Origin of the sequence: Synechococcus sp. H60.3, assembly GCF_047462295.1 — a bacterium.
Lineage (GTDB): Bacteria > Cyanobacteriota > Cyanobacteriia > Thermostichales > Thermostichaceae > Thermostichus.
Window position 1 is genome coordinate 1 of the sequence record NZ_JANSIY010000034.1, and the last position, 23,144, is coordinate 23,144.

The 23,144-nt window shown below is 61.0% G+C and carries 23 protein-coding genes; 13 read left to right on the forward strand and 10 right to left on the reverse strand.

Features of this window, described 5'->3' with window-relative positions; genetic code table 11:
* Positions 1-16: 16 nt before the first annotated feature.
* Both hemE and NW841_RS05445 read left to right on the forward strand, forming a co-directional pair.
* Positions 17-1,084 carry a uroporphyrinogen decarboxylase gene (hemE, locus tag NW841_RS05440; RefSeq protein ID WP_414385706.1) on the forward strand — a complete coding sequence of 356 codons (1,068 nt, stop codon included), beginning with the start codon at positions 17-19 and terminating at the stop codon, positions 1,082-1,084.
* A 61-nt stretch (positions 1,085-1,145) separates the two neighbouring features.
* Positions 1,146-2,129 (forward strand): glycosyltransferase family 2 protein, encoded by a 984-nt coding sequence (locus tag NW841_RS05445; protein ID WP_414338203.1) that lies wholly within the window; start codon positions 1,146-1,148, stop codon positions 2,127-2,129.
* Here NW841_RS05445 and NW841_RS05450 read toward each other — a convergent pair.
* The gene (locus tag NW841_RS05450; protein WP_414385709.1) at positions 2,084-2,941 is read right to left on the reverse strand and encodes an inositol monophosphatase family protein; all 858 of its coding nucleotides are present in this window, start codon (positions 2,939-2,941) and stop codon (positions 2,084-2,086) included. The genes NW841_RS05445 and NW841_RS05450 overlap by 46 nt on opposite strands.
* A gap of 141 nt (positions 2,942-3,082) precedes the next feature.
* Here NW841_RS05450 and NW841_RS05455 point away from each other — a divergent pair, with 141 nt between their 5' ends.
* Together NW841_RS05455 and NW841_RS05460 are read left to right on the forward strand one after the other, a co-directional pair.
* Positions 3,083-5,020 (forward strand): protein kinase domain-containing protein, encoded by a 1,938-nt coding sequence (locus NW841_RS05455; protein ID WP_414385710.1) that lies wholly within the window; start codon positions 3,083-3,085, stop codon positions 5,018-5,020.
* Positions 5,021-5,481: 461 nt separating this feature from the next.
* The gene (locus tag NW841_RS05460; RefSeq protein WP_414365757.1) at positions 5,482-6,006 is read left to right on the forward strand and encodes a YIP1 family protein; all 525 of its coding nucleotides are present in this window, start codon (positions 5,482-5,484) and stop codon (positions 6,004-6,006) included.
* A 38-nt stretch (positions 6,007-6,044) separates the two neighbouring features.
* Here the strand turns inward: NW841_RS05460 and NW841_RS05465 are convergent, their stop codons facing one another.
* The 4 genes from NW841_RS05465 to NW841_RS05480 all read right to left on the reverse strand — a co-directional run bounded on the left by NW841_RS05465 (position 6,045) and on the right by NW841_RS05480 (position 9,297).
* Positions 6,045-6,272, reverse strand: coding sequence for an indolepyruvate ferredoxin oxidoreductase subunit alpha (locus NW841_RS05465; RefSeq protein WP_414365758.1), 228 nt, complete (start codon positions 6,270-6,272; stop codon positions 6,045-6,047).
* A 553-nt stretch (positions 6,273-6,825) separates the two neighbouring features.
* Complete coding sequence (gene mreD / locus NW841_RS05470; RefSeq protein ID WP_414385712.1) at positions 6,826-7,458, reverse strand: rod shape-determining protein MreD; 633 nt, start codon at positions 7,456-7,458, stop codon at positions 6,826-6,828.
* Complete coding sequence (mreC, locus tag NW841_RS05475) at positions 7,430-8,188, reverse strand: rod shape-determining protein MreC (RefSeq protein ID WP_414365818.1); 759 nt, start codon at positions 8,186-8,188, stop codon at positions 7,430-7,432. The genes mreD and mreC overlap by 29 nt, the downstream gene beginning before the upstream one ends.
* Before the next feature lie 80 nt (positions 8,189-8,268).
* Complete coding sequence (locus tag NW841_RS05480) at positions 8,269-9,297, reverse strand: rod shape-determining protein (protein ID WP_414365819.1); 1,029 nt, start codon at positions 9,295-9,297, stop codon at positions 8,269-8,271.
* A 175-nt stretch (positions 9,298-9,472) separates the two neighbouring features.
* Here NW841_RS05480 and NW841_RS05485 point away from each other — a divergent pair, with 175 nt between their 5' ends.
* The gene (locus tag NW841_RS05485) at positions 9,473-9,889 is read left to right on the forward strand and encodes a VOC family protein (protein WP_414365820.1); all 417 of its coding nucleotides are present in this window, start codon (positions 9,473-9,475) and stop codon (positions 9,887-9,889) included.
* A gap of 257 nt (positions 9,890-10,146) precedes the next feature.
* On the opposite strand, the gene NW841_RS05490 is transcribed toward NW841_RS05485, so the two are convergent.
* From NW841_RS05490 to NW841_RS05500, 3 genes are all read right to left on the reverse strand, one after another.
* Positions 10,147-10,875: a DUF2993 domain-containing protein gene (locus tag NW841_RS05490; protein WP_414365821.1), complete on the reverse strand. Its 729-nt coding sequence runs from the start codon at positions 10,873-10,875 to the stop codon at positions 10,147-10,149.
* A 124-nt stretch (positions 10,876-10,999) separates the two neighbouring features.
* Entirely contained in the window at positions 11,000-13,021 is a 2,022-nt protein-coding gene (gene bchD / locus NW841_RS05495) for a magnesium chelatase ATPase subunit D (RefSeq protein ID WP_414385715.1), read from the reverse strand.
* A 175-nt stretch (positions 13,022-13,196) separates the two neighbouring features.
* Positions 13,197-14,639, reverse strand: a complete 1,443-nt coding sequence (locus tag NW841_RS05500; protein WP_414385717.1) for a gamma-aminobutyraldehyde dehydrogenase — start codon at positions 14,637-14,639, stop codon at positions 13,197-13,199.
* A 147-nt stretch (positions 14,640-14,786) separates the two neighbouring features.
* Here NW841_RS05500 and NW841_RS05505 point away from each other — a divergent pair, with 147 nt between their 5' ends.
* The 3 genes from NW841_RS05505 (at position 14,787) to gatB (ending at position 16,801) form a co-directional block, all read left to right on the forward strand.
* A complete protein-coding gene (locus NW841_RS05505) occupies positions 14,787-14,981 on the forward strand; it encodes a hypothetical protein (RefSeq protein ID WP_414385718.1) in 195 nt (64 codons plus the stop codon).
* Positions 14,978-15,262: an acylphosphatase gene (locus NW841_RS05510; protein ID WP_414365824.1), complete on the forward strand. Its 285-nt coding sequence runs from the start codon at positions 14,978-14,980 to the stop codon at positions 15,260-15,262. The genes NW841_RS05505 and NW841_RS05510 overlap by 4 nt, the downstream gene beginning before the upstream one ends.
* 66 nt (positions 15,263-15,328) lie before the next feature.
* Complete coding sequence (gene gatB, locus NW841_RS05515) at positions 15,329-16,801, forward strand: Asp-tRNA(Asn)/Glu-tRNA(Gln) amidotransferase subunit GatB (RefSeq protein ID WP_414365825.1); 1,473 nt, start codon at positions 15,329-15,331, stop codon at positions 16,799-16,801.
* Positions 16,802-16,974: 173 nt separating this feature from the next.
* On the opposite strand, the gene NW841_RS05520 is transcribed toward gatB, so the two are convergent.
* Complete coding sequence (locus tag NW841_RS05520; RefSeq protein WP_414370485.1) at positions 16,975-17,568, reverse strand: Maf family protein; 594 nt, start codon at positions 17,566-17,568, stop codon at positions 16,975-16,977.
* A 140-nt stretch (positions 17,569-17,708) separates the two neighbouring features.
* Here NW841_RS05520 and NW841_RS05525 point away from each other — a divergent pair, with 140 nt between their 5' ends.
* From NW841_RS05525 to NW841_RS05540, 4 genes are all read left to right on the forward strand, one after another.
* Positions 17,709-18,593, forward strand: coding sequence for an ion transporter (locus NW841_RS05525; RefSeq protein WP_414365827.1), 885 nt, complete (start codon positions 17,709-17,711; stop codon positions 18,591-18,593).
* 22 nt (positions 18,594-18,615) lie between these two features.
* The gene (locus NW841_RS05530) at positions 18,616-19,122 is read left to right on the forward strand and encodes a hypothetical protein (protein WP_414385720.1); all 507 of its coding nucleotides are present in this window, start codon (positions 18,616-18,618) and stop codon (positions 19,120-19,122) included.
* 79 nt (positions 19,123-19,201) lie between these two features.
* Positions 19,202-19,615 (forward strand): PH domain-containing protein, encoded by a 414-nt coding sequence (locus tag NW841_RS05535; RefSeq protein WP_414365829.1) that lies wholly within the window; start codon positions 19,202-19,204, stop codon positions 19,613-19,615.
* Between the two features lie 2 nt (positions 19,616-19,617).
* On the forward strand, positions 19,618-20,823 hold the full coding sequence (locus tag NW841_RS05540; RefSeq protein ID WP_414385722.1) for a glycosyltransferase: 1,206 nt from the start codon (positions 19,618-19,620) through the stop codon (positions 20,821-20,823).
* Here the strand turns inward: NW841_RS05540 and NW841_RS05545 are convergent.
* The gene (locus tag NW841_RS05545) at positions 20,778-22,448 is read right to left on the reverse strand and encodes a hypothetical protein (RefSeq protein WP_414385724.1); all 1,671 of its coding nucleotides are present in this window, start codon (positions 22,446-22,448) and stop codon (positions 20,778-20,780) included. The genes NW841_RS05540 and NW841_RS05545 overlap by 46 nt on opposite strands.
* Before the next feature lie 168 nt (positions 22,449-22,616).
* Between NW841_RS05545 and NW841_RS05550 the strand changes: the two genes are divergently transcribed.
* Entirely contained in the window at positions 22,617-23,036 is a 420-nt protein-coding gene (locus NW841_RS05550) for a hypothetical protein (RefSeq protein ID WP_414365832.1), read from the forward strand.
* The last annotated feature ends 108 nt before the right edge of the window (positions 23,037-23,144 follow it).

Sequence of the window (23,144 nt, forward strand, 5' to 3'; positions counted from 1 at the left end):
CCGGCTTGGTCTTCTTATGTCCCACTCATCTGCTCAGCTTGGCGATGGCGACCGTCTGCTGCGGGCGGCCCGTGGGGAGGTGCTGGATCGTCCTCCGGTTTGGATGATGCGCCAGGCGGGGCGCTACATGGCGGTCTACCGTGAGCTGCAGAGCAAATACACCTTCAAGCAGCGCTGCGAGATCCCGGAGCTGGCGATTGAGATCTCGTTGCAGCCGTTTCGCGCCTTTGCCCCCGACGGCGTCATTATGTTCAGCGACATCCTCACCCCCCTTGAGGGCATGGGGATCCCCTTTGAGCTGGTGGAGCAGCAGGGGCCGATCATCGACCCGCCAATCCGCTCCCAGGCCCAAATCGACCAAATCCATCTCTTAGAGCCGGAAGAAAGCCTGCCCTTTATCAAGACCATACTCAGCACCTTGCGCCGCGAGGTGGAAGGGAAGGCAACGCTGCTGGGCTTTGTCGGCTCCCCTTGGACCTTGGCCTGCTACGCCGTAGAGGGCCGCAGCTCCAAAGACTATGCCCATATCAAGAGCCTGGCCTTCACTCAGCCGCAGATGTTGCATCAGTTGCTGAGCAAGCTGGCGGATAGCATTGCCCGCTACGTGATCTACCAGATCGAGTGCGGTGCCCAGGTGGTGCAGTTGTTTGACACCTGGGCCGGCCAGCTCAGCCCCGGCGATTACGAAGCTTGGGCCTTGCCCTACCAAAAGCAAATTGTGGATCAGGTGAAAGCTCGGCATCCGCAGGTGCCGCTCATTCTCTACATCAACGGCAGCGCCGCTTTGTTGGAGCGGGTGGGCAAAGCTGGCATCGATGTCTTCAGCCTCGATTGGATGAGCGACATGGCCGAGGCCAGGGCCCGCCTGGGATCCCTGGCGGTGCAGGGCAATCTCGACCCGATGGTGTTGCTGGGATCCCCGGAATTCATCCAGCAGCGCACCCTGGAGGTGATTCAAAAGGCGGGACCCCGCGGCCACATCATGAACCTGGGCCACGGCGTGCACCACACCACTCCGGAGGCCAATGTCCATCACTTTTTCGAGACGGTGCGCCAATCGGCAGAGCTGCTCAAAGCTCTCTAGCCGTATAGAAAAACCCCTTGACTCTAGGAGTAGGGTTTGCCTTAAGAGCCAGGGATCCCCGGTGTACATCAGCGTCATCATCCCCACCTACAACCGCCGTCCCATCTTGCAGAAATGTCTGCAGGCTTTGGCCCAGCAGCAGCCTGGCCCCTACGACGGCTACGAGGTGGTGGTGGTGGACGACGGCTCCACCGACGGCACGGTGGAATGGCTGCAGAGCCAGCCGCCAGATTTGCCGCCGATAAAGCTTTTGTGCCAAGAACACCGCGGCCCTGCTGCCGCCCGCAACCTGGGGTTTCGCCATGCCCAGGGATCCATCATTGTTTTTATCGACAGCGACCTGGTGGTGGTGGATCATTTCTTGGCCGCTCATGCCCAGATGCTGCGGCGACACGGCGTCAAGGGGGATCCCAGTTCGCTCCAGGAAGCCAAGGTCTTCACCTATGGGCGGGTGATCAACACCTGCAATTTCCAGGATCCCTGCTCCGAGCCCTTCAAGCCCACCGATTTTTCGGCAGCCTTCTTTGCCACCGGCAATGTGGCCATCGCCCGCCATTGGCTGGAGCGGGCTTGTGAAACCCCTGCCGGCCCCTTTGACGAGCGGTTTCACCTCTACGGCTGGGAAGACCTGGAGCTGGGGGTGCGGCTGAAGCACCTGGGCCTGCGCCTGGTCAAGTGCCCCCAGGCCACCGGCTACCACTGGCATCCGCCCTTCGAGCTAGCGCAAATCCCAGCCCTCATCGAGCGGGAGCGGCAGCGGGGCCGCATGGGCATCCTCTTTTACCAAAAGCACCCCACTTGGGCCGTGCGCCTGATGATCCAACTGACGCCTCTGCATCAATGCCTATGGGGCCTGCTGTCGCTGGGGGGCTGGCTGAACGAGAAGCGGCTAGAGCCGCTGCTGCGCTGGTTGATCCGGCAAGGCCGCTCGCAGTTGGCCTTGGAGCTGTGTCGGGTTTGCTTCCTCAACTGGTACAACGTCCAGGCGGTTTACGAGAGCTACAGAGCAATGAAAGCCCGAAATAGCGGGATCCACCTGTCCTGAGCGCTCACCAGCGTCGGATAGGTCAGCCGGCCATAGTCCTTGCCGGGGATCAACGGCCTTCCGGGATCCGGGTCAGCAGGGCCAAGGGGCTCCCAAACGGCGCCGGCCCCCTTGACGATGGCCCACACCGCCGCCACATCCCAGATCTTGGGTGAGCGTTCTACTGCTCCCAAAAGGCTGCCGCTGGCCACCGCCAGCAGGTTGTAGGCAGCGCCCCCCAACATCCGCGCTTTGCAGGGAAATTGCGGGCTAATCCAGTGGCTGCTGCGGGAGCAAAAATTAAACAGTTGGTTGGGGCCGGGTGGGGCGGTGCTGGGGTGGATGGGCCGAGGACGGACGGGATCCCGGTCGTGGCGGATGAGAAAAGCTCCTGCCGGCGCATCGCCCGCAAACTGAGGCCAGTAGCCGTAAAAAGTCTGGCGGATGGGCGGCAGATGCACACAGCCAAACACAGGCACGCCCCAGTGCAACAGCGCCAGCGAGCTGCCCCAGATGGGGATCCCGCGGGCAAAATTGGTGGTGCCATCCAAGGGATCCACCACCCAGCACCACTCTTTCTCCGGGAAAATGTGGTTGGACTCCTCGCTCAGGTAGCCGTGAGCCGGATAGGCCGCGGCAATTGCCTTTTGAAAGGTGTCATCTGCCCATTTGTCAGAAGCGGTTACCAAGCTGCCGTCCGCTTTTTCTGTAGAGGAGGCCTGGCCAAAGTCTGCCAAGAGCTGCGATCCGACCTTTGCCGTGGCCTGCAAGGCAAACTCGGTAACCTCCAGCCAGAAGGGGGAAGGAGAGGCGGTTTCACAAAGAGCACCCATGCCCCAATCCTAGCGGGATCCCCAGCTTTTGGGGCGAAAAAGGTTGGCAATGGCAGCGGATCCCTCACCAACAGGTCTTGCGCCCTCAAGCTGACTAGAATCATTTAGGTAAGTCCTCTCCTCGGCTGGCCGTCCTCCTCCATGAACCAGCGCCTCATTGGACAACTGATCGGCAACCGCTACCGACTGACCCACCACATCAGCGAGGGTGGCTACGGCAACGTGTTCGAGGCGGTGGATACCCAGTTGAATGACGAGCCGGTGGCCGTCAAGTTGTTGCGCCCGCCGCCGCCAGACATGGAGCCGGAGTATTACCAGCAACTGCAGCAGCGCTTCCTGGACGAGGCCAGGGTCAGCGCTCTGTTGGGCGAGCACCCCAACATTGTGCAGGTGCGCTCCTATGGCCTCTACCAAAACCAGCCCTACCTGGTGATGGAGTATCTGAATGCCCAACCCTACACCGGCCAGGGGTTGGACTATGTGTTGGCACGGGAAGGCCCCTTGCGCCCAGAGCGGGTGGTGAACTTGGCATTGCAAATTTGCTCGGCCCTGCACCACGCCCACAACTTTCACATGGATCTGGGCAAACACTCGATTCGAGGGGTCATCCACCGCGATATCAAGCCCAGCAACATCTTTGTGCAAAAAGGGCCCGACGGCAAGGAACGGGTCAAGATCCTGGACTTCGGCATTTCCAAGCTCATGGGAGAGACCTCCCGTGGCCTGACACAAACCGGGTATTTTTTGGGCACGATGGTCTATGCTTCCCCGGAGCAGATGCGGGGAGAGAAGCTGGATGCCCGCTCCGACATCTATTCGCTGGGGGTGGTGCTGTACGAGCTGTTAACCGGTGCCCTGCCCTTCGAGCCGGAGACCGACACCCTGCAGGGCTGGTACCACGTCCACAACTTCCAACAGCCCCGCCCCTTTCAAGACCATCCGCTGCCCCACCCCATCCCTGAGGCTCTGGAAAGGGTGGTGCTGCGTTGCTTGGAGAAAGACCCTGCCCTTCGCCCGGCCACCATGGAGGAGCTGGCCCAGCAGCTCCGAGCCGTCTATGGGGATCAGATCTCGACTCCCACCTCCTCGGCTCCTCCTCAACAGGTTTCTCTTCAGCGGATCCCTGCGGGGTTTGGCCAGCAGGTTACCCAGCAGGCGGCTGCGTCGGAAGCTGAGGCGGAAAAGCTCCAGCGGGCGGTGCATTTGATCGAGGCAGGCGAATACAAAATGGCCATCCACCTGCTCAACGAGCTGATCCAGAACGCCCCCAACGAAGCCCGCTACTATCTGTACCGCGGCCTGGCCCACCAGCGGCAGGGCCATTGGGGCCTTGCCCAGATGGACTATCAAGGAGTGCTGCGGCTGGAGCCGGGCAACCCCTCGGCAGAACAGGGCCTGCGCGAGGTTGAACAGCAGGTCGGCCAGGAACAGGTTAGCCCCCACCCGAAGCCCACCCTCCCCACCTCAGGCAAGCCCCGCCAGAGCAAAGGATTGGCCCTGGTCTGGCTCCTGGCCAATTGGGCGGCGGCTGGGATTGGCTATCTGGGGCTGGGGGTGGCAGCTCCCCTCCTAGCTGCTTTGGGTTCGCTCCAAGGAGCGGTGGCTGGGGCCAGCCTTGGCTTGGGAATGGGGCTACTCCAGTGGGCGGTATTGCGACGGCAGGTTTCTTGGCGGTGGGTGGCGGCCACGCTACTGGCCACGGCTTTGGGCTGGGTGGCAGCAGATACCCTGGCCCCTCAGGTGGGGGTGGCAACCTTCGCTTTCGATCCCAGGGATCCCTGGCCCCAGAACGCCTTGCAGGCGATGGCCAGCCCGCTGCGTGGCTTGCTGGTGGGGCTTGGCGTCGGTGGATTGCAAGGGATCCTCCTGTCCCGGCACGGGAAAGTCGCCTGGGCCTGGGTCTTGGCGGCAGGGGTAGAAGGGGGAGGGGCAGCTCTGCTCATCCATTGGCTGCTGGCCAGCTCTGCCTTGAGCCATTGGCTGCTGCTCCTTGCCGGGCTGCTGGTCCACACCCGCCCCCTCAGCGCCCTGGTGCTTTCCAACCTCAATTGGCGCCGCATCCCTGCCGTTCAAAATTGACCACAGACCAAACAACAGGCCGCCTAACCCCCATCCCACACCACCTCAGCTCCCCTCAAAACTTACCTGACCAGGGATCCCCTGCAGCCATTAAGAGCAAGAAGGCCCTCTCGCGAGAGCCTTCTTGAGGATACTATTGCGCCGTTTTACCGTGGTTTTCGACCTGGAAAAGCCAGTGTAGGACATCGGGGATGACTATCGATAGTTTCCAAATCGAGTTTGGCTTACTGCTCTCACATCCACACCCGTCCTAATTGTCGAAGGGTATCGATCGCAAAAACGTAACGGCAGTCACCAACGCCTCAGAATCCTTAGCCCATCATACCGCATCTGCCGGCCGTGCTTGTCAAGTGCTCATCAGGGATTTGCCAAGGACGGGACCGGCATTTGCTTGCTTGGCTTTGCAGGAGCCCTTTTGTCCTTCGGCTAGGATAGGAAGGCAGCCCGACTTTTTGCCGGCCATGCTCGACTCTCTGTTGGACAATATTTACGGCGCTTGGTTTCTGCCGGAGCGCACCTTCCGCTCGCTGCGGCAACAGCCTGTTCTCTGGCAAGCTTTTGGGGTGGTGGCGCTGCTCAACATTCTCGAGGCTGTGCGTCGCTTTGGGGTAAACCTGCCGAGCATGGTGCTGGCGCTACTGGCAGGCTCCCTGGGATGGGTAAGCCTGGCGGCTTTGCTGCAGGCGCTGGCCTTTTGTTTTGGGCGGGCTGCCCCTTCTTTTGCAGCGCTCCTCTGCCTGACGGGCTTTGCTAGCTTGCCCTGGCTGCTGCTGGGACCTGCCCAATCCCTAGGCGGGGTGGCCGGATCCCTGCTCGGGTTAGGGGCGCTGTTGTGGTTTGTGGTTTGGCAGGTGCGGGCGGCAGCAGTGGCGCTGGATCTGGAGTGGTGGCGACTGGCGGGCCTGATCCCGTTGGCCTTCCTGGGCGGGCTCCTGTCCTTGAACTGGTTGAGCAGCGCCGTTGTGGCTTTGGCTTCTCTGGGCTGAAAGGCAATTGCAAAATTGGGAAGAAGCAGCCCGCCCGGCTAGCTGGGCACTCGCTGCAGGTGCGGCTTTTCCTCTGGCAGAATCGCACCTTCCACAGGGCAAACCTGAAGACAGATGCCACAGTCAATGCAGGTGGCAAAGTCGATCCAAAAGTAGTCGGTGCCTTTGGCATTTTTGCCGTCCCCAGGGTGAATGCAGGCGACGGGGCAGGCCTCCACACAGTCGGCAACGCCTTCACAAATATCGGTGACGATGGTATGGGGCATGGATCCCTCTCACTAAATCGAGTCAACCTCAACACCTTCCCATCCGCTTGACCCAGAGTCTGTTGGATCGTTGGCAGTGGGCGGCAGAGGGCTTTGTCATTTTAGCTTAATCGGCGGGAAGCCCCGCACTGTATGGGTGAATTGTGTTGACTCAAGAGCCAATCAGTGTCGGGATGAAAGCCGTTTGTGCTTCAATTGAGGAGATTAAGTTCAATCTCCGGAGAGTTTCCCGCCGTGGGTTGCACGGTGCCAGCACGCCAAGACCTCTGTACCAACAAGTTTGTGAAGCGTGAAGCCCGTACTCTTGTGTTGACTCAACGAAGATGAGTGTCGGGAGTCGTTCACGCGAAAACGGATCCCTCTGAGAGCGACTACAAGCCCCCACCCAAGTTCGGCCCCTCTCCCAGGGAGAGAGGAAGTAGGGGCTAGGGCAAGGAGCAGTTTCGCCGCCGTTTGGAATAGTGGCTGTGCAACTGATGTCCCATCGAGCCCGGCAGCGGCTGTGGGGAATGCTGGCTTGGAGAATGCAGAGCGCTGGCCCCAGAACCTGCAGCTAGCTCTCTTCTTGAGATTGCCACCAACGGCTGAGGGGCCAATAGAGAGCGGGGGCCCACAGGCTGCTTAGAATAGCCGACGTGAGAGCATTGCGCTGATGGTTCCACCAGATGCTCTCCAGAGAACGTGGGCCATTGCCGCCAATAGCACCAGCGGCGGGCGAGGAGTTCGCCAACCCATCTAGCCAATTTACCATTTCCGCTGGCTCGAGGCCAGCGGATCCCTGAGAGGCCGTCAACCACATCCATTGCAGTGCCATCAGCGTCTCGGCAATCACCACCATGCCGAAGACGATCAAAGCCACAGAGATGAAGTCCTCTTGCATGTAGCGCTGTTTCTGCAACTTGGCCGTGAGGATCCCGACCACTGCCAACCCCAGAGCATGGGTAGGATAAGGGCTGGTCAGGGCATCCTGCAGAAAACCCAATGTAATCCCGGCAACAGCCCCCTGCCAAGCCTTGCGCCGCACGCTCCAGCACACCACCCAGATCAGGGGCCAGTCGGGGGTTAAGCCCGCCAGCTCCAAGCCTGGCCCCCGCCACCAAGGGGCCACCACCGCCAACAGCCCCGACAAGGCGGTGACCAGCCAATTGAGGCGAGACTTAAGGTTGAGAAGCAGAAGGTTGAGCATAGCGGTAAATCAAGGCCCACTCCAAGAGGCCCAGGGGCGCCGACAGTTCAACAGTGGCTTGTGGGGCAGGGCTGGCATCCAGATTGATGGCTCGAATCGTTCCCACCACAACCCCCGCCGGGTAGAAGCTGCTTAGGCCCGAAGTTACCACCACATCCCCCACTTCCACTTTGGGATCCTTATCGAAAAAATCCAAGATGGCATTCTGGGTGCCGGTGCCCCGCAAGATACCCATGTGCCGGCTGCGGCTGAGCATCACCCCGACACGGCTGGTGGGATCGCTGATCAGCAGCACGCGGCTGGTGTTGGGGGTTACCGCCTCAACCCGCCCGACCAATCCTCCTGGTGCCATGACCACATCTCCTACCCTGACCCCATGTCGGCTGCCACGGCTGAGGGTGAGCTGTTGCCACCAGTGATCGGCGCTGCGGCCCACCACTGCCGCCGGGATCCTCGCCTGGGGCATCTGCTCGGTAAACTGCAGCAGTTGCTTTAGCTCGCGATTTTGACGCTGCAGCTCGGCCACCAGGGCCTGCAGCTCGCGGGTGGCGGCCTGGCTAAGTACGGCGTCAGGGTTCACAGGTGGGCGGATGGGTGCGGTGAGCCAACTGTACAGTTCCACCAGCAGGGATCCCTGAGTCTGGCGCAAAGCCCACGCCCCTCCTATCGTCGAAGCAGACAGGAGCAGCCCCAAACCATGGCGCCTCCACCACTGGTGTAGCCGATTCAATCAGCACCCCTTTGAACCACTCGACTCACACCTGCCATTGGGATTCTAAGATCCTTAGGGAAGCGCATAGAGAAACGCTTCTAGCCTTTGAAGCTGCCGCTCAGGACTCGACCCAAGGTCTTGAAGTCCTCCAAAACCCGTCCTGTACCAAGCACCACACAACTGAGGGGATCCGGGGCAATGTGAACCAGGATCCCGGTCTCATGGCTGATCAGGGCGTCTAGCCCCTTGAGCAACGCCCCCCCTCCCGCCAACATAATGCCGCGGTCAATAATGTCTGCCGCCAATTCCGGCGGCGTGCGCTCCAGGGTGCGCTTGATGGCCTCCACAATGACCGAGAGCGGCTCGGCCATGCTCTCACGGATCTCAGTGCTCTTCACCGTAACGGTACGGGGCAAACCCGAGAGCAGGTGGAGGCCACGCACTTCCATGGTCAGCTCCTCTTGAATTGGGTAGGCAGAGCCGATTTGAATTTTAATCTCTTCGGCAGTGCGCTCCCCGATGGTGAGGTTGTGAACTTTTTTCATGTACTGGATAATGGCCTCGCTCAGCTCGTCTCCTGCCACCCGCACCGACTCGCTGAGGACGATCCCTTGCAAGCTGAGGACGGCCACCTCGGTGGTGCCGCCGCCGATGTCGATGATCATGTTCCCGGTGGGCTCTTGCACCGGCAGCCCCGCTCCGATTGCTGCCGCCACCGGCTCATCCACCAAATATACCTCCCGCGAGCCAGCTTGCAGGGCCGCTTCCATCACCGCCCGTCGCTCCACGCCAGTCACCCCACTCGGGATCCCGATAACGATGCGCGGGGCGATCAAGTAACGACCTCCATGCACCCGCTGGATGAAGTGCTTCAGCATCATCTCCGCCGTGTCGAAGTCGGCGATCACCCCATCGCGCAGAGGGCGCACAGCCACGATGTTGCCAGGGGTACGGCCCAACATTTTTTTGGCATCTTCCCCCACGGCCAGCGGTTGTTTGGTGTTTTGGTCGATGGCGACAACAGAGGGCTCCTGTAGGACAATGCCGCGGCCAGCCACATAGACTAGGGTGTTGGCCGTGCCCAGATCGATGCCCATGTCACGGGAAAATCGGCTGAATAGCCCCACGGTAGGTTGCTCCAGTTTTTACTTCGTGAAGAGCAGCAAGTCTCGGTACCTACTATAATCCAATCCTGGGAGAGAATCTCCCCCGCCACGGGGATCCCTTTCCGAGTGGCGCAGTTAGGGCTGGCCATCAGCGGAAGTTGGGATTAAAATGGGTAGCTTCCTTTTTCCGGTTGCGATGCAGATTGTTGCAGCTTTGCTGAGCTTGGCCACCCCCAATTTGCCCCGTTTGTTGCACTTTTACCAGACCCTCTTGGGGATCCCGCCCCAAGTTCAGCTCTCCAGGGAGGGAGAGCCAGTGTATGTGGAGTTTCGCCTGCCTGGCCTGCGACTGGGCCTCTACCGCAGTCTCCATCCAGAGTTTGCCGCCCAGGCGGGGGCAGTAAGTCTTTGCCTGCAGGTGCAGGATCTGGCGGCATGCCTCGGATCCCTAGCGGCGGTGTTGGCGGAGCACCAGATCCCCGTTTCGCCCTTGCGGCAGGCCTTTCACGGCCAGGAGGTGGACTTCCAGGATCCCGATGGCAATCGCATTGTATTGCACCAACCTTCCGCGGCCTTCTGGCAGGCGATGACCTGGGAGGGCACTTGCAACTGAACCAAGACCCCTAAGTCTCAGGGGAGACTCTTTCGAACCTTTCCGAGCAAAAGTTGTGCCAGGTGCGTGTTGGGAAAAGTCCCCTATGGTTGAGTTGAGAAGAGTTGAAGCTCGGGGGCTAGGTATGGGTGCGGTGTCCCCGTCGAGGCTGACCAGGTCATGAAAAAACCTCTGGGCGTCTGTCCGTGTTTCGACCCCAGAGGCTTCTTCTCTTCACTCCTCACCAGTCTTGAGCGTACACGCCGCCTGAAAGGTTGTCAAGCATTTTCCCAGTGGGGTTGGCGGGTGGGAAACCGCACCAGAGTAGCGCTGCCGTAGAGGATCATCTGTTGAGGCTGTAGGCACACCCGATCTACCCGCAGCTCGCTCCCTTGCAGGGCTAGCCGATCCAAATCCAGGAGTGCATTCAGGTGATCCACCAAGGCTTGGCTCAGGGCCCGCCCCTCCTCTGTGTCGCCTTCACACAGCGGATCGGCAAAGCAAATGCGGCGGCGTTCTAGCACCTGAATGCGAGCGGAAAAGCCCACCTGCAAGGGCTTTGCTCCCCCTGACTGAACCTTGGCCTGCAATTGCAGCCGCTGCTCTGGGGTGATGTGAACCTCGACCTGATGAAACGACAGAGGCTTGCCTTCCTGCCCCACCTGGGCCAGCTTGCTCAGCACAAAAGGGGTGTTGAAAGATTGCGCCAGATCCGCTTCGCTCAGCACCACCCGCATTGTGGCCTGCACCGGCTGCCGCAGCTTGATCCGCCCCTGCCAGATTTGGCTGAAATCGATGGCCACAGCATTGCAAAACAGCTCCAAAAGCGAAAGCCGCAGGCCGTTGTACATCTGCAGGTGCTGGCCCCGCAGCTCAAAGCTGTCGATGCGTCCCTGCAACAGCTTGGCAATGGGCTCTGCCCGCACGCGCGCCTCCAACCGCTCTGCATGCTTAAAGAGAGCGCGAATGGCTGCGCTCACCCCCCGGCTAACCCAGTCGACGGCCATAGGATTCTCAAGGAGCAGTTCTGGCAGGAGTCCTGTGGTCATAGGGCAAGGTGGAGAGCGCCTACAGGGATCATAACTAAACATTAAGAAAAGTTACAGCTCCTACCGAGGGAGAGCTGCTCTCTCAAGGGTATGGGCGTCCCTCTTGCATGGCCGAGCGGGCCACGGCTGCGATCCCCTGGTCGGTGGCGCGGGGCAGATGAAAGTAGCGTCCGCCCGCCAGCTCGGCCAGCTCGGCGCCAAAGCCAGTGGTTACAAAGCGGCTCTGCGAGTCGATTAAGAGCAGCTTCAACCCCAGGGCGCGGATACGCAGGGCGATCTCCCGCAGCTCCTGCTTCAGGTCAGTGGGATCGCCTTCGCTGCGTCCCAGAGAGCGGCTGAGGGGGATGTTAGCTCGGCCATCGGTAAGGGCCACCAGCATGACTTGACCCACGTCGCCACTGGCGCGAGCGTTCACCCCCAGGCGCACCGCTTGGGTGAGAGCATGGGCCAGGGGGGATCCGCCGCCACAGGGCAGGGATTCCAGGCGGCGGCGGGCCAGCTCGATGGAGCGGGTGGGGGGCAGCAACACTTCGGCAGCCTCGCCGCGAAAGGCAATCAGGGCAACCTTGTCGCGGTTTTGGTAGGCCTCGGTCAGTAGGCGCAGAGCCGCGCCTTTGGCCGCCTGCATGCGGTTAAGAGCCATGGAGCCAGAGGCATCCACCACGAAGATCACCAAGGCTCCAGCTTTGCGGGCCAGCTTCTTGGCGCGGATGTCGCCAGGCTCGACGATGACGGCCCTCCCTGGGTGCCGTAGGCGGCGACTTTTCTGATAGGGGGCGGCAGCCCGCAGGGTAGCGTCAACGGCGATGCGGGGGTTGGCTCCCTGGGGCAGGATGGGCTTGACGTAGCGGCCCCGGTCGGTGCTAAACACCAAGCTGCGGGATCCCGTTTTTCCCTGTTGGTTTAGCGCTTGGGCAAAGGCCAAGAGGCGCGGGTCGAGGGCCACTTGTTCGGGATCGAAGAAAAACTCCTGGGGCAGGCTGAGATTTTCCGGCTGGGGTTCCGTCTCTTCTCTGTCTTCTCCCTCCTTGTCGGGCTCTGGCGGCTGGGGATCCGACTGCTGGGATGGGGGTGGGGGAGGAGGTGGCTGGTCGGGGTTGTAGCGGGCGCGGGGCAGCAGCACCAGTTGCACCGCCTGTTGCAGGTCTTCGGCCAAGAGGTGATCCCGTCCCTCCAGCGCCGCCAGGGCACGGGCCGCCCGCAGGGCAAACTGCTCCCCTCGATGGCCTTGGACATTGCCGCGGATGGCCTCTTGCACCAGGTAGTGGATCTGCTCCCGCTGTGGCTTGACCTGGGGCAGCCACTCCCGCGCCAGGAGAATGCGGGTGCGGATTTCCTCCACTTCCGCCTGATGCTCGGCCAGAAAGGGATCAGGGGCGTCGACAAATCGAGTTGCCCGCTGGACAATTTCCCCTCGCTCCTCCAAGCTCAGCTCCTGCCCCACCGGCACCACCAGCGCTAGGCGATCCAGCAGGTGGGGGCGCAGGGATCCCTCTTCGGGGTTGTAGGTGGCCACTAGGAGAGGCCGGCAGGGGTGCTGCAGGCTCAGCCCTTCTCGTTCCAGGCGGTTTACCCCCTCTCCCACCACTGTCAGCAGCAGGTTGACAATGGCGTCGTCTAAGAGGTGGATGTCGTCCACATAGAGCACACCGCGGTGGGCGGCAGCCAAGAGCCCTGGCTGGAAGACCGTTTCCCCCTGCTTCACCGAGGCCTCCACATCCACGGATCCCAGCAGCCGATCCTCCGTCACCCCCAGGGGAATCTGGACAAAGGGAGGGGCTATCAGTTGGGTGGGGGGTGTCGTCCCCTGCGGGTAGCGGGCCTTGGCCCAGTCCGACCAGGTCTCAGGCCGCGCCGGGTCGTCGTTGCAATAGGAGCCGGCGATGACCTCGATGGGAGGTAGCAGGGCGTGGATCCCTCGGGCCAAGACCGACTTGGCCGTGCCGCGCGGCCCCACCAGCACCACCCCTCCCAAGCTGGGATCCACCGCCGCCAGCAATAGAGCCAGCTTGGCGGTTTGCTGTCCGACGACAGCGGTAAGGGGGAAGGTGCGGGGAGGGGCTAGGGTTACGGATCCCAGGGGTGACTTAGGGAGGTGGGTCATCGACGGTTAAATCTTGCCGATCTTTTGAGATCTTCCCAGATCCAGGGCAGATTGAGAGCTGTACACAGAAGAATAGCTCGGTAGCCCCGTACTAAGCGCTCCGCGCCGCTGACGCGAATGAGATGGGGAAGGGTTTCTGGATGTCCCTGCTGAAGTGCTGCTGTTTTGTCAAACTTCAGCGGCTTGCAATCATCACATGCTTGGTAATCTGATAGTCGCGCACCGCCTCTGCCGAGAGATCTTTGCCAAATCCCGATTGCTTGAAGCCGCCGTGGGGGGCCTCCGAGGCGATGGGGAGGTGATCGTTGATCCAGACGGTGCCCACCTCCAGATCGGCGGCCAGCTTCATCGCTCGTCCGATGTCTTGAGTCCACACAGAAGCCGCCAGCCCGTATAGGACGTCATTGCCCAGGCGTAGCGCTTCCGCTTCTTCGCGGAACGAGCCGAGCGTGAGAACCGGCCCAAAAACCTCACTCTGCACGATCTCCGCTTTTTGATCGACATCGGTAATCACTGTGGGTTCGTAGTAGTAGCCCCGGTCTAGTTGGGAAGGGATCCGCCCGCCGGTCAGCACCTTGGCTCCCTCGGCTTTGGCCCGCTCCACAAATCCCATCACCCGCTCTCGCTGGGCTGCCGAGACCAGGGGCCCCATCTCCACCCCCGCCTCAAAGGGAGGCCCCACCACCACCTTGCGCATTGCCTCGACAATGGCCTCTTGCATCTGCGCCAGCTTGCTCTCGTGCACATAGACGCGGGTAGCTGCCGTGCAGTCCTGGCCGCTGTTGAAGGTGGCGGCAAAGGCGGCCTTGGCAGCCACGCTTTCCACGTCGGCATCTGCAAAAACCAGGAAGGGTGCCTTGCCCCCCAGTTCCAAATGCACCCGCTTCAGGGTGTTGGCGGCGGTGCGCATCACCTGCTTGCCGGTGGCGGTAGAGCCAGTGAGGCTGACCATGCGCACTTGCGGGTGTTCCACCAGGGCTTGGCCAGTGGCATTGCCTCCGGTAACGATGTTGACCACCCCCGGCGGGATCCCGGCCTCGGCAGTGAGCTCCGCCAGCCTCAAGGTGGTTAGAGGAGTGGTGGGAGCGGGCTTGAGCACTACCGTGCAGCCGGCGGCCAGGGCAGGGCCAATCTTCCAGACGGCCATCAGCAGCGGGTAGTTCCAGGGGGTAATTTGCGCGCACACCCCCACCGGCTCCTTGCGAAATAGTGAGGTGTAACCCTTGGCGTATTCTCCGGCGCTGAAGCCATGGATGTCGCGGGCGGCAGCGGCAAAGAAACGCAGGTTATCTACCGCAAAAGGCAGATCCCCTCCCAAGCTCACCAACTCATAGGGCTTGCCGGTGTTTTCCGACTCCAGGCGCGCCAGTTCAGCAGCCTGCGCCTCGATCAAATCCGCCAGTTTCCAGAGGGCCAGGGATCGCTCGGCGGGGGTGAGCTTCGACCAACGGCCATCGGAAAAGGCGGTTTGGGCAGCCTGTACTGCCCGATCCACATCGGCGGGGCTGGCGTCCACCACCTCCGCTAGTTTCTCCCCCGTGGCCGGGTTCTCGATAACCATCAGGTCTCCCCCTTGACTATCCACCCATTGGCCGTCGATCCAGAGTTTGTAGGCCATGGCCTCTTCTCAACTGCTCGCTAGAAACACTTCTCCCCATTGTGCCGAATCTTGTCCAGCTTGGGGGGTGTTGTCCAGGGATCCCCTCTCTTCCATTTCTGTCTGATAAGGTCAGAAGGGAGCTTTCTGCACAAGCGAGGTTGGCGCATGTCTCCTGTGCTGTGGCAAGCCATTGGGTACGCCTGCGGGATCTCGTTGGGGATCCTGGGACTGGTTGCCCTCATCAACTTTCTCTGGCAGCGCCTAGAGCAGCAGGCCGAGAAAACTACGGCCCAGCCAGCCGAGCCGCCAGCAGCTCCAGAACCCCGCAGCACCTCGGAGGAGGGATCCCTGTCGACATGAGTGACACAGTTCGCGTTCACGTTTGGGTACGCGGGCGAGTTCAGGGGGTAGGGTTTCGGGCTTACACGGAAGCCATGGCCCGCAGCACCGGTGTCCACGGTTGGGTGCGCAACTTGCGGGATGGCCGTGTCGAGGCCGTTTTTGAGGGATCCCCGGCGGCGGTGGAGGCAATGCTGCGCTGGTGTCAGCAGGGCAGCCCCGGCTCGCAGGTGGAGGGCGTCGAACACCGCTCCGAGCCACCCGAGGGCCTCTCCACCTTTGAGATCCGCCCCACCGTTTGAGGCAGCGGGTCAGGAGCTGGTGACATCCCACTAGAATGGGGAAACCTGCCCTTTACTCTTTTGGCCATGACGGTTGCTGCTCCTGCCAAAGTGGAATACGAAGCTGTCATTGGGCTGGAGGTGCACTGCCAGCTCAGCACCCGCTCCAAGATCTTCTCCAGCAGCGCGACGGCCTTCGGCGCTCCCCCCAACACTCAGATAGATCCCATCTGCATGGGCCTGCCCGGCACCCTGCCGGTGCTCAACGAGAAAGTGCTGGAATACGCAGTCAAGGCTGGCTTGGCCCTCAACTGCACCATTGCCCCTTACAGCAAGTTTGACCGCAAGCAGTACTTCTACCCCGACTTGCCCAAAAACTACCAAATCTCCCAGTACGACCTGCCCCTTGCCACCCACGGCTGGGTTGAGATCCAGCTTAGCGACGGCCGCACCAAGCGCATTGGCATCACTCGTTTGCACATCGAAGAAGATGCGGGCAAGTTGGTGCATGCCGGCAGCGATCGCCTTGCGGGATCCAGCTATTCCCTGGTGGATTTCAACCGGGCAGGAGTCCCCCTCATCGAGATCGTCAGCGAGCCGGATATCCGCACCGGGGAAGAAGCAGCCGAGTATGTGCAGGAGCTGCGCCGCATCCTGCGCTACGCCGGCCTGTGCGACGGCAACCTGCAGGAGGGATCCCTGCGCTGCGATGTCAACATCTCGGTGCGTCCGCTGGGGAGCCAGACCTTCGGCACGAAGGTGGAAATCAAAAACATGAACTCCTTCAACGCCATCCAGCGGGCGATTGAGTACGAGTTCAACCGCCAAGTCAAGGCTTTGGAAGCAGGCGAGCCTATCGTGCAGGAAACCCGCCTTTGGGAAGAAAACAGCCAGCGCACCATCAGCATGCGCAAGAAAGAGGGATCCAGCGACTACCGCTATTTCCCCGAGCCGGATCTGCCGCCCATTCGCGTTACCGAGGCGCAAAAAGCCCGCTGGCAGGCGGAGCTGCCGGAATTGCCCGGCGTGAAGCGGCGGCGCTACCAGGAGGCATATGGCCTTTCGGTGTACGACTCCCGCTACCTCAGCGACGAGCGCAACACCGCCGAGTACTTTGAGGCCGTGGTTGCCGCTGGCGCTGACCCGAAGGCAGCCGCCAACTGGATGATGAGCGACATTGCCAGCTACCTCAACACCCACAAGCTGGACTACCCCGACATTGCCCTAAAACCGGAAACCCTGGCCGAGTTAATTAGCCTCATCGAGCAGGGCGTCATTTCCAGCAAAATTGCCAAGGAGATCCTGCCGGAGCTGTTGGAAAAAGGTGGCTCTGCCCGCGCCTTGGTGGAGGCCAAGGGCCTGACCCAAATCTCCGATAGCCACCTCTTGGAGCAGATGATTGCCGAGGTGCTGGCAGAAAACCCCGAGCAACTGCAGCAGTATCGCGGGGGCAAAACCAAGCTCTTTGGCTACTTTGTCGGGCAATTGATGAAAAAAACCCAAGGGCGGGCGGATCCTAAGCTAGCCAACGAGCTGCTCAAGCGGCATCTAGACGGGTGACCTCCTCCTTTTCCGCTTCAACGGGATCTTGCAGTCCCTCCACGAGCAGACATAGGCTGCCCCACCGCGTAGGTGTCCTCGACTCCAGCAGCGCTCACCGCCTCTTGGCGGGGGTGTTTGGATCCCGGCCCTGGCTTTGCCAGTGCAGTGCGGGACTTGTCCACCCCCCCTAGCTAACTCCAGACTTCGGTGAGGGAGTAGCCCAACTCCTGGATCATGCGCCGCAGCAGGGGCAAACTTAACCCGATGACGTTGCCAGGACACCCCTCAATCCGCTCCACAAACAGGCTGCCCCGACCGTCGATGGCAAAGCAGCCCGCACAATTGAGCGGCTCGCCGGTGGCCACGTAGGCGCGGATCTCCTCGTCGCTGGGCTTAGCAAAAAACACCCGCGTAACCGCATAGTGGACGAGGCGGCGGTTCTGCTTCGTGTCAATCAAGGCATGACCCGTATAGAGCTCCCCCACCTCGCCCCGCATTTGCCGCAGGCGCCGTTCCGCTTCCAGAGCATTGGCCGGCTTGCCCAGGATCTCGCCACCTAGGTAGAGCACCGAGTCGGCCCCGATAACCAAGACGGGCTGCCGTTGTTGGGCCGCCACCACTTCGGCTTTGGCCGAGGCCAGCTTCTGCACCAGCTCCACCGGATCCGAGCTTTGGATTTGGCTTTCGTCAAAGTAGCTGGGTTGAACGCGGAAAGGGATCCGCGCAGCTTCTAACAATTGGCGGCGGGCAGGAGATTGCGAAGCCAGGACAATGGGAGGCAACATCGATTCAATACTCAACTCAAGCCTAGACGTTTGCAGGAGCGAAGTTCGCTCCACTTACCAGTTTCCATTACCCTAGTCAAGGTACGCCCAATAGGCGCTCAAAGGAAACTCTCTCGATCTCTCCCAGCTGGATCCCGTTTGTGACCACCCTGCCCTCCCAGGCCTCCCCTCAAGCCAAGCTTGTCCCTGCTGGCCTCCTCCAGCGGTATTGGGGAGATGAAGACACTCCCGAAAGCCGCTGGGTCAATTTACTGGTGGCAGCCCTGGTTCTCTGCTCGTCCACCTTCTTTGTGGCGGAAACCTACCCCCTGCCCTTGGAGGTGCGCCTTAGCCTAGAGCGGCTGGATCGCCTGATCCTTGGCCTGTTTGTAGTGGAGTACCTGCTGCGTTGGGCAGCGGCTCCGCAGAAGCTGCGCTACGTCTTCAGCCTCTATTCGCTCATTGACTTGCTGGCGATTTTGCCGTTTTTTGCTGGTCTAGCCGATATTCGCTTTATCCGTCTCCTGCGCTGGTTTCGCATCCTGCGGCTGCTGCGCCTAGTGGAGGGCAAGACCCTATTGGGTCAGGTAATCTCTGCTGACACCCGCATCTTGTTGCGCATCCTTTTTACTCTCTTTGCGATTGTCTTTGTCTACTCTGGCCTTATCTACCAGGTGGAACATCCGGCCAATCCCACCGCTTTTGCCACCTTTTTGGATGCTTTCTACTTTTCTGTTGTCACCATGACCACGGTGGGGTTTGGGGATCTCACCCCCACCTCCGAGCTGGGCCGGCTGTTGACGGTGCTGATGATCTTGACGGGCGTGGCCCTGATCCCTTGGCAAGTGGGGGAGCTCATCAAGCAACTGGTGAAAAGCGGCAACTCAGTTCAGTGGGCCTGCCCAGGCTGTGGTCTCTCCCAGCACGATGAGGATGCCCAATTCTGCAAGCGCTGTGGCACGCCGCTCTACCCGGATAGCCAAGCCCCTCCAGCCAGTAGTCCGCTGGCCAATCTCCCGGTTGGGGGCAAAGACAGGATAGGCTAGGACGGGATCCAGAGAACCTGCAATGTTGGCACATCCCGAGTTGGCCATCCCTGGCAAGCTTAATGTAAAGGCGGGAGTGGTGATGCTGCTGGCAGCCATCGTCCTGGGCCTCATCCTCAGCCAAGTTCAGCCGCTGCTGCCCGCTCCGCAGGATTTGCCAGGGATCCCTAGGGAACCCCTTTCCTGGCAAGAGGTGCCCAAACAGAAATACGCCTGGCACATCTGCTACGCCTTTTTGGGCAATATGGGGCTAATCAACATCGGCGGCGGACTGGCGCTGGTGGTGTTGGGATCCCGCTTTACGGCTGGGCACCTGTTTTCCCAGATTCTTCTTTTGGGGGGAATGCTGCACCCTGCCTCTTGGGCCTTGGTAGCCCTGACCGGGTTAGAGGGATGGGGCTGGCTGGGCAATATCGGGGCAGCAGCCGTGGCGCTGGTTGTGATAGCCCTGTTTGTTCGCCTGATCTGGGCCACCTATTGCTCAGCGCAAGCCCTTCAACGGCAAACCCGATCCCGCCTCTCCCGCTAGCTTCCCCGGCAGTTGGGAAAGGCTAAGAAACTGTTTAAGATTGTTTTTAGACATTGTCTCTGCTAACACTCGACTGGGCATGGCTATCAAAGAAGAGGTTTTTTTTGAGGGCGGCCCTCACACGGGCGATCTGGTGTTGAACTCCTTCCTCGGCCTCACCCTCGTCGGCTTGCCTCTGTTTGTGGGGGCGCTGGTGCGCAGGCTGTGGGTTCACTACCGGATTACCAACCGCCGCATCACGGTCATTGGCGGCTGGGGGGGGAAGGAGCGCTCTGATGTCATTTACAAAGAGATTGCCAGGGTGGTGACGGTGCCACGGGGCCTGGGCACGTGGGGCGACATGGTGCTTACCCTCAAAGACGGCAGCCGCCTAGAGATGCGGGCAGTACCCCGCTTCCGCGAGATCTACGCTTACATCAGCGAACGCCTTGACGAGAAAGCCCGGCAGGTAAGCGGGCCCATCGGCCAGAAGCGCCGCCCTGCAGAATCCTAGCCATGCCCGACCCTGCCCCAAGCTGGGATCCTGCTTGGCCACAACGCCTAGCGTTGGTGCATGAGTACCTCATCTGGCCGGGGGGATCGGAAAGGGTTTTGCAGGAGTTGGTGTCTTTTGCCCCGCAAGCTCCTCTCTATGTCAGCCTTTTCTCGGCCCACACCTTGCCGCCGGGCTGGCAGAAGCTGTCGATTCACACTTCGTTTTTGCAGGGCTGGGCGCGCTGGCTGGGGGTGCTGCGCCGCAACTACCATGCCCGCCTCAAGTACATCCTGCCCTGGATGCCTTTGGCCTACGAGAGCTTCGACTTTTCCGGCTATGACTGTGTAATCTCCAGCAGCCATGCCTTTGCCAAAGGGATCCTGACGGGGGCCTCCACTCTGCACCTCAGTTATATCCACAGCCCCCCTCGCTATCTCTGGGAAAGCCGAGAACTCTATCTAAAACGGGCAGGTCTGGGAGGGCTCCGCCCTCTCTCCTCCCTCAGCCACTGGCTGCTGCACCGCCTACGCCAGTGGGATTTTGTGGCAGCCCAGCGACCAGATCTGTTGATTGCCAACTCGCAGCACATTCGCCGTCGCCTCGCCAAGCTCTACCGCCGCGAGGCCGTGGTTATCTATCCGCCGGTGCCCCTGCAGGGGTTTGAGCCGGTGGCCAATCCCCAAGCCGACTACGACCTGGTGGTGAGCCGGCTGGTGCCCTACAAGCGGGTGGATCTGGCCATTGCTGCCTGCAAGCAACTGGGCCGCCGTTTGGTGGTGGTGGGGGAAGGGCCGGAGCTGCCGCGACTGAAGCAACTGGCAGGGCCGCAAGTGGAGTTTTTGCCCCACCAGCCCCAAGACCGTCTGCAGGAGTTGCTGGCCAACTGCCGGCTGCTGCTGTTCCCCTGGGAGGAGGATTTTGGCCTGGTGCCGGTGGAGGCGCAAGCTTGTGGCCGCCCCGTAGTCGCCCTGAACTGGGGAGGCACCCGGGAGACCGTCATCCACGGCCAAACGGGGATCCTCATCCCCGAAGCCAGTGTGGAAGCCCTCGTCGAAGGACTGCGCCAGGCAGAGCGACAGGAGTGGGATCCGCAGCAGATTCGTGCCCATGCTCTGCAATTTCGGCCGGAGCGGTTTCACGCCCAACTGGGATCCCTGCTGCGCTGGGCCTGGCCCCGTTTTCAAGCTGGAGAGCCGCTGGATCCGCGAGCATGGAGCGCTGAGTAGAGCCGCCGCTGCACAAAAGTTGGCAACTCGATGCGGCTGCGCTCCCCCCTTTCTCCGCCGCTGCAGCCCGTGGCCAAAACAGAGCGCTTCAGCAGCCTTTCTGTGTGATCCTGCTCCTCCTTGAGGGTAAGGGGGGGGATCCCGCCAGCGGGCGTTCTCCCAGTTGTGGGTCGGCTGGTGGGTGGGGAGGGAGCAGGCCCTTCAGCCACCGCCTGAACCCGTTCCTGAGCTGGGCGGCCAGACCTGAGCTCGACAACTGCTTGGGGAGGAGCTGCAGACGACTGCCGCAGGGCGGCCAGTTGTTCCTCCAGCTCCTGGTTGCGTTGCAACAACAGAGCCACCTCTTTTTCCTGAGTTTGGGCATAGGCGTGGGCCTGCACACACTCGGTTTTCAAAGTCGCCACCTGCTGCTGCAGCTTCTCGATCTGTTTTTGGCTAACCAGATAATGGGCCTCCGCCAGCTCCCGTGCCCGCTGGGCTTCTTCCAGGCTTTCCCGAGTTGGTCGCTGGGCCAGCTCCCGAACCTGCTGCTGCACTTCCTGCCACTGGGCAAAGGTGGGCCGCTGAGCCAGCTCTTGGAGAAGCTGATCCCGATCAGCCCGTAAGGCGTCGAGCTCACGGGTGAGAGCCTGCACTTGCTCTTTTAGAGCAAGGAGCCGCTGCGCCTGCAGGGACTCCGCCTCGCCGCTGGGATCCCCTTGGGCTTTTGGCTCTTGGCGCAGAGCCTGTAGCTCCGCCTCCAGTTTGGCAATTTGCTGGGTCTGTTCTGCCTGACGCTGCTGGCTCTGCTGCAGCTCCGCCAGCAAGGTGGCTCGCTCAGCCTTGGCAAAAGAGGCTTGTTGGCGCAAGCGGTTCAGCTCCGCTTGCAAGCTTGCCCATTGCTCCTGCGAAGGGCGTTCTTCCAATTCGCGAAGACGTTGCTGTGCCGCATTCAAGTCGGCTTGCAGGCGTGCCTTTTCGGTTTCCAGATCCACCTTGAGACGCTGCCACTCAGCCTCGGCCTGGCGGTGGGCCGCTTCCAGCTCCGTCCGTAGGGTTTCCATTTCCTGCGCAGAAGGCCGACCGGCCAGCTCCTGGATTTGCGCCTGCAACTGTGCCTTTTCCTTCTCCAGCTCTTGGATGCGGAGCTGCAATTGGGCTTGCAAAAGCTGCACCTGCGGCAACTTGACGGCATATTCCCCCAACTGGTTGGCCTGCTGTTTCAGCTCCAAGAGCTCCTGCTGCAGTTGATAGAACCGGGCCGGATCAACGCGCCGCTGCAGTTCTGCCTTCAGGGTTTCGATTTCTGCTTGGCTGGTCTGCAACTGTTGCTGCAGGATCTGGTAGTGCTCCAGCGTGGGTCGGCGCTCCATTTCCCAGAGGAGATTTTGTAACTCTTCAATGTGTTGCTGTTGGAGCTGAAAAGCTTCTAGGGTAGGACGTTGTTCCAGCCGCGCCTTCTCCTCTTGACAAGCCTGCAAAGCTTGCTCCCGCTCCTGCAGTTGGGCCTGCGCTTCAAGCAGTTGCCGTTCCAGGCGATGGGTACATTCAATCTGCTGCAACGACAGTGCTTCTGACTCTGCTAGGGAGCGCTCCAAGTTGCGCACACGCGCCCGCAAGGCTTTTAGCTCCTCTTCCACTTCCATAGCCCGGCTGCTCGACAGGTTATGGGCTTTACTCTAGCAGATGCTCCGGGCAAATATCCAGCTCGACACCACATATAGTGTGAGTTTTTGAGTTCCCGCAAAACTGACGCTAGAGCTGTCACCTCCATCCTCTATACTTGGGGGAGTTAGTTTTGGGGCGGGAGTCCTGTGATCAAGCTGGGATCTAGACTTTGGGAGTTGGCGCTGGCCCTGCTGAGTGTAGCTTCGGTCAGTTGTGGTGCCGACGCGCTCACTGCCAGAACCCCTTTGCCGCCGCTAATCACCAGCAGCGACATTCCTGCCGCCGTCAGCCGGGGCGGCTTTTTGGAGGTCGGGGTCTCGGTGTCGGTGCCGGGTCGGATCCCGGCGGAGCTGGCGTTTCAGGTGTCATGGTCAGGGATCGAGGTGCAGACGCTGTCAGCAGCCCAGGTCAACTGTGTCTCCGGCGAGGTGTCCTGCACTACCCGCTTCCGCATCCGCCCCCCTTCAAACTTGGTGCCCGGCTCCTACCTGCTTAGTTTGCGAGTTTTCGACCGGTTGGGACAAAGTGCCGCTGTGACCGAGACGGTGCTGTTGAGGGATCCCTGAGACTGGCCTGGTTGCACCTTAGCGTTGTCTTTCAACGTAAGGCGCGGGATTCCCCACCCGGGTGGGGAGGGATAGCGCCTCCTGACTGATTCTGGATATATCGCTTCA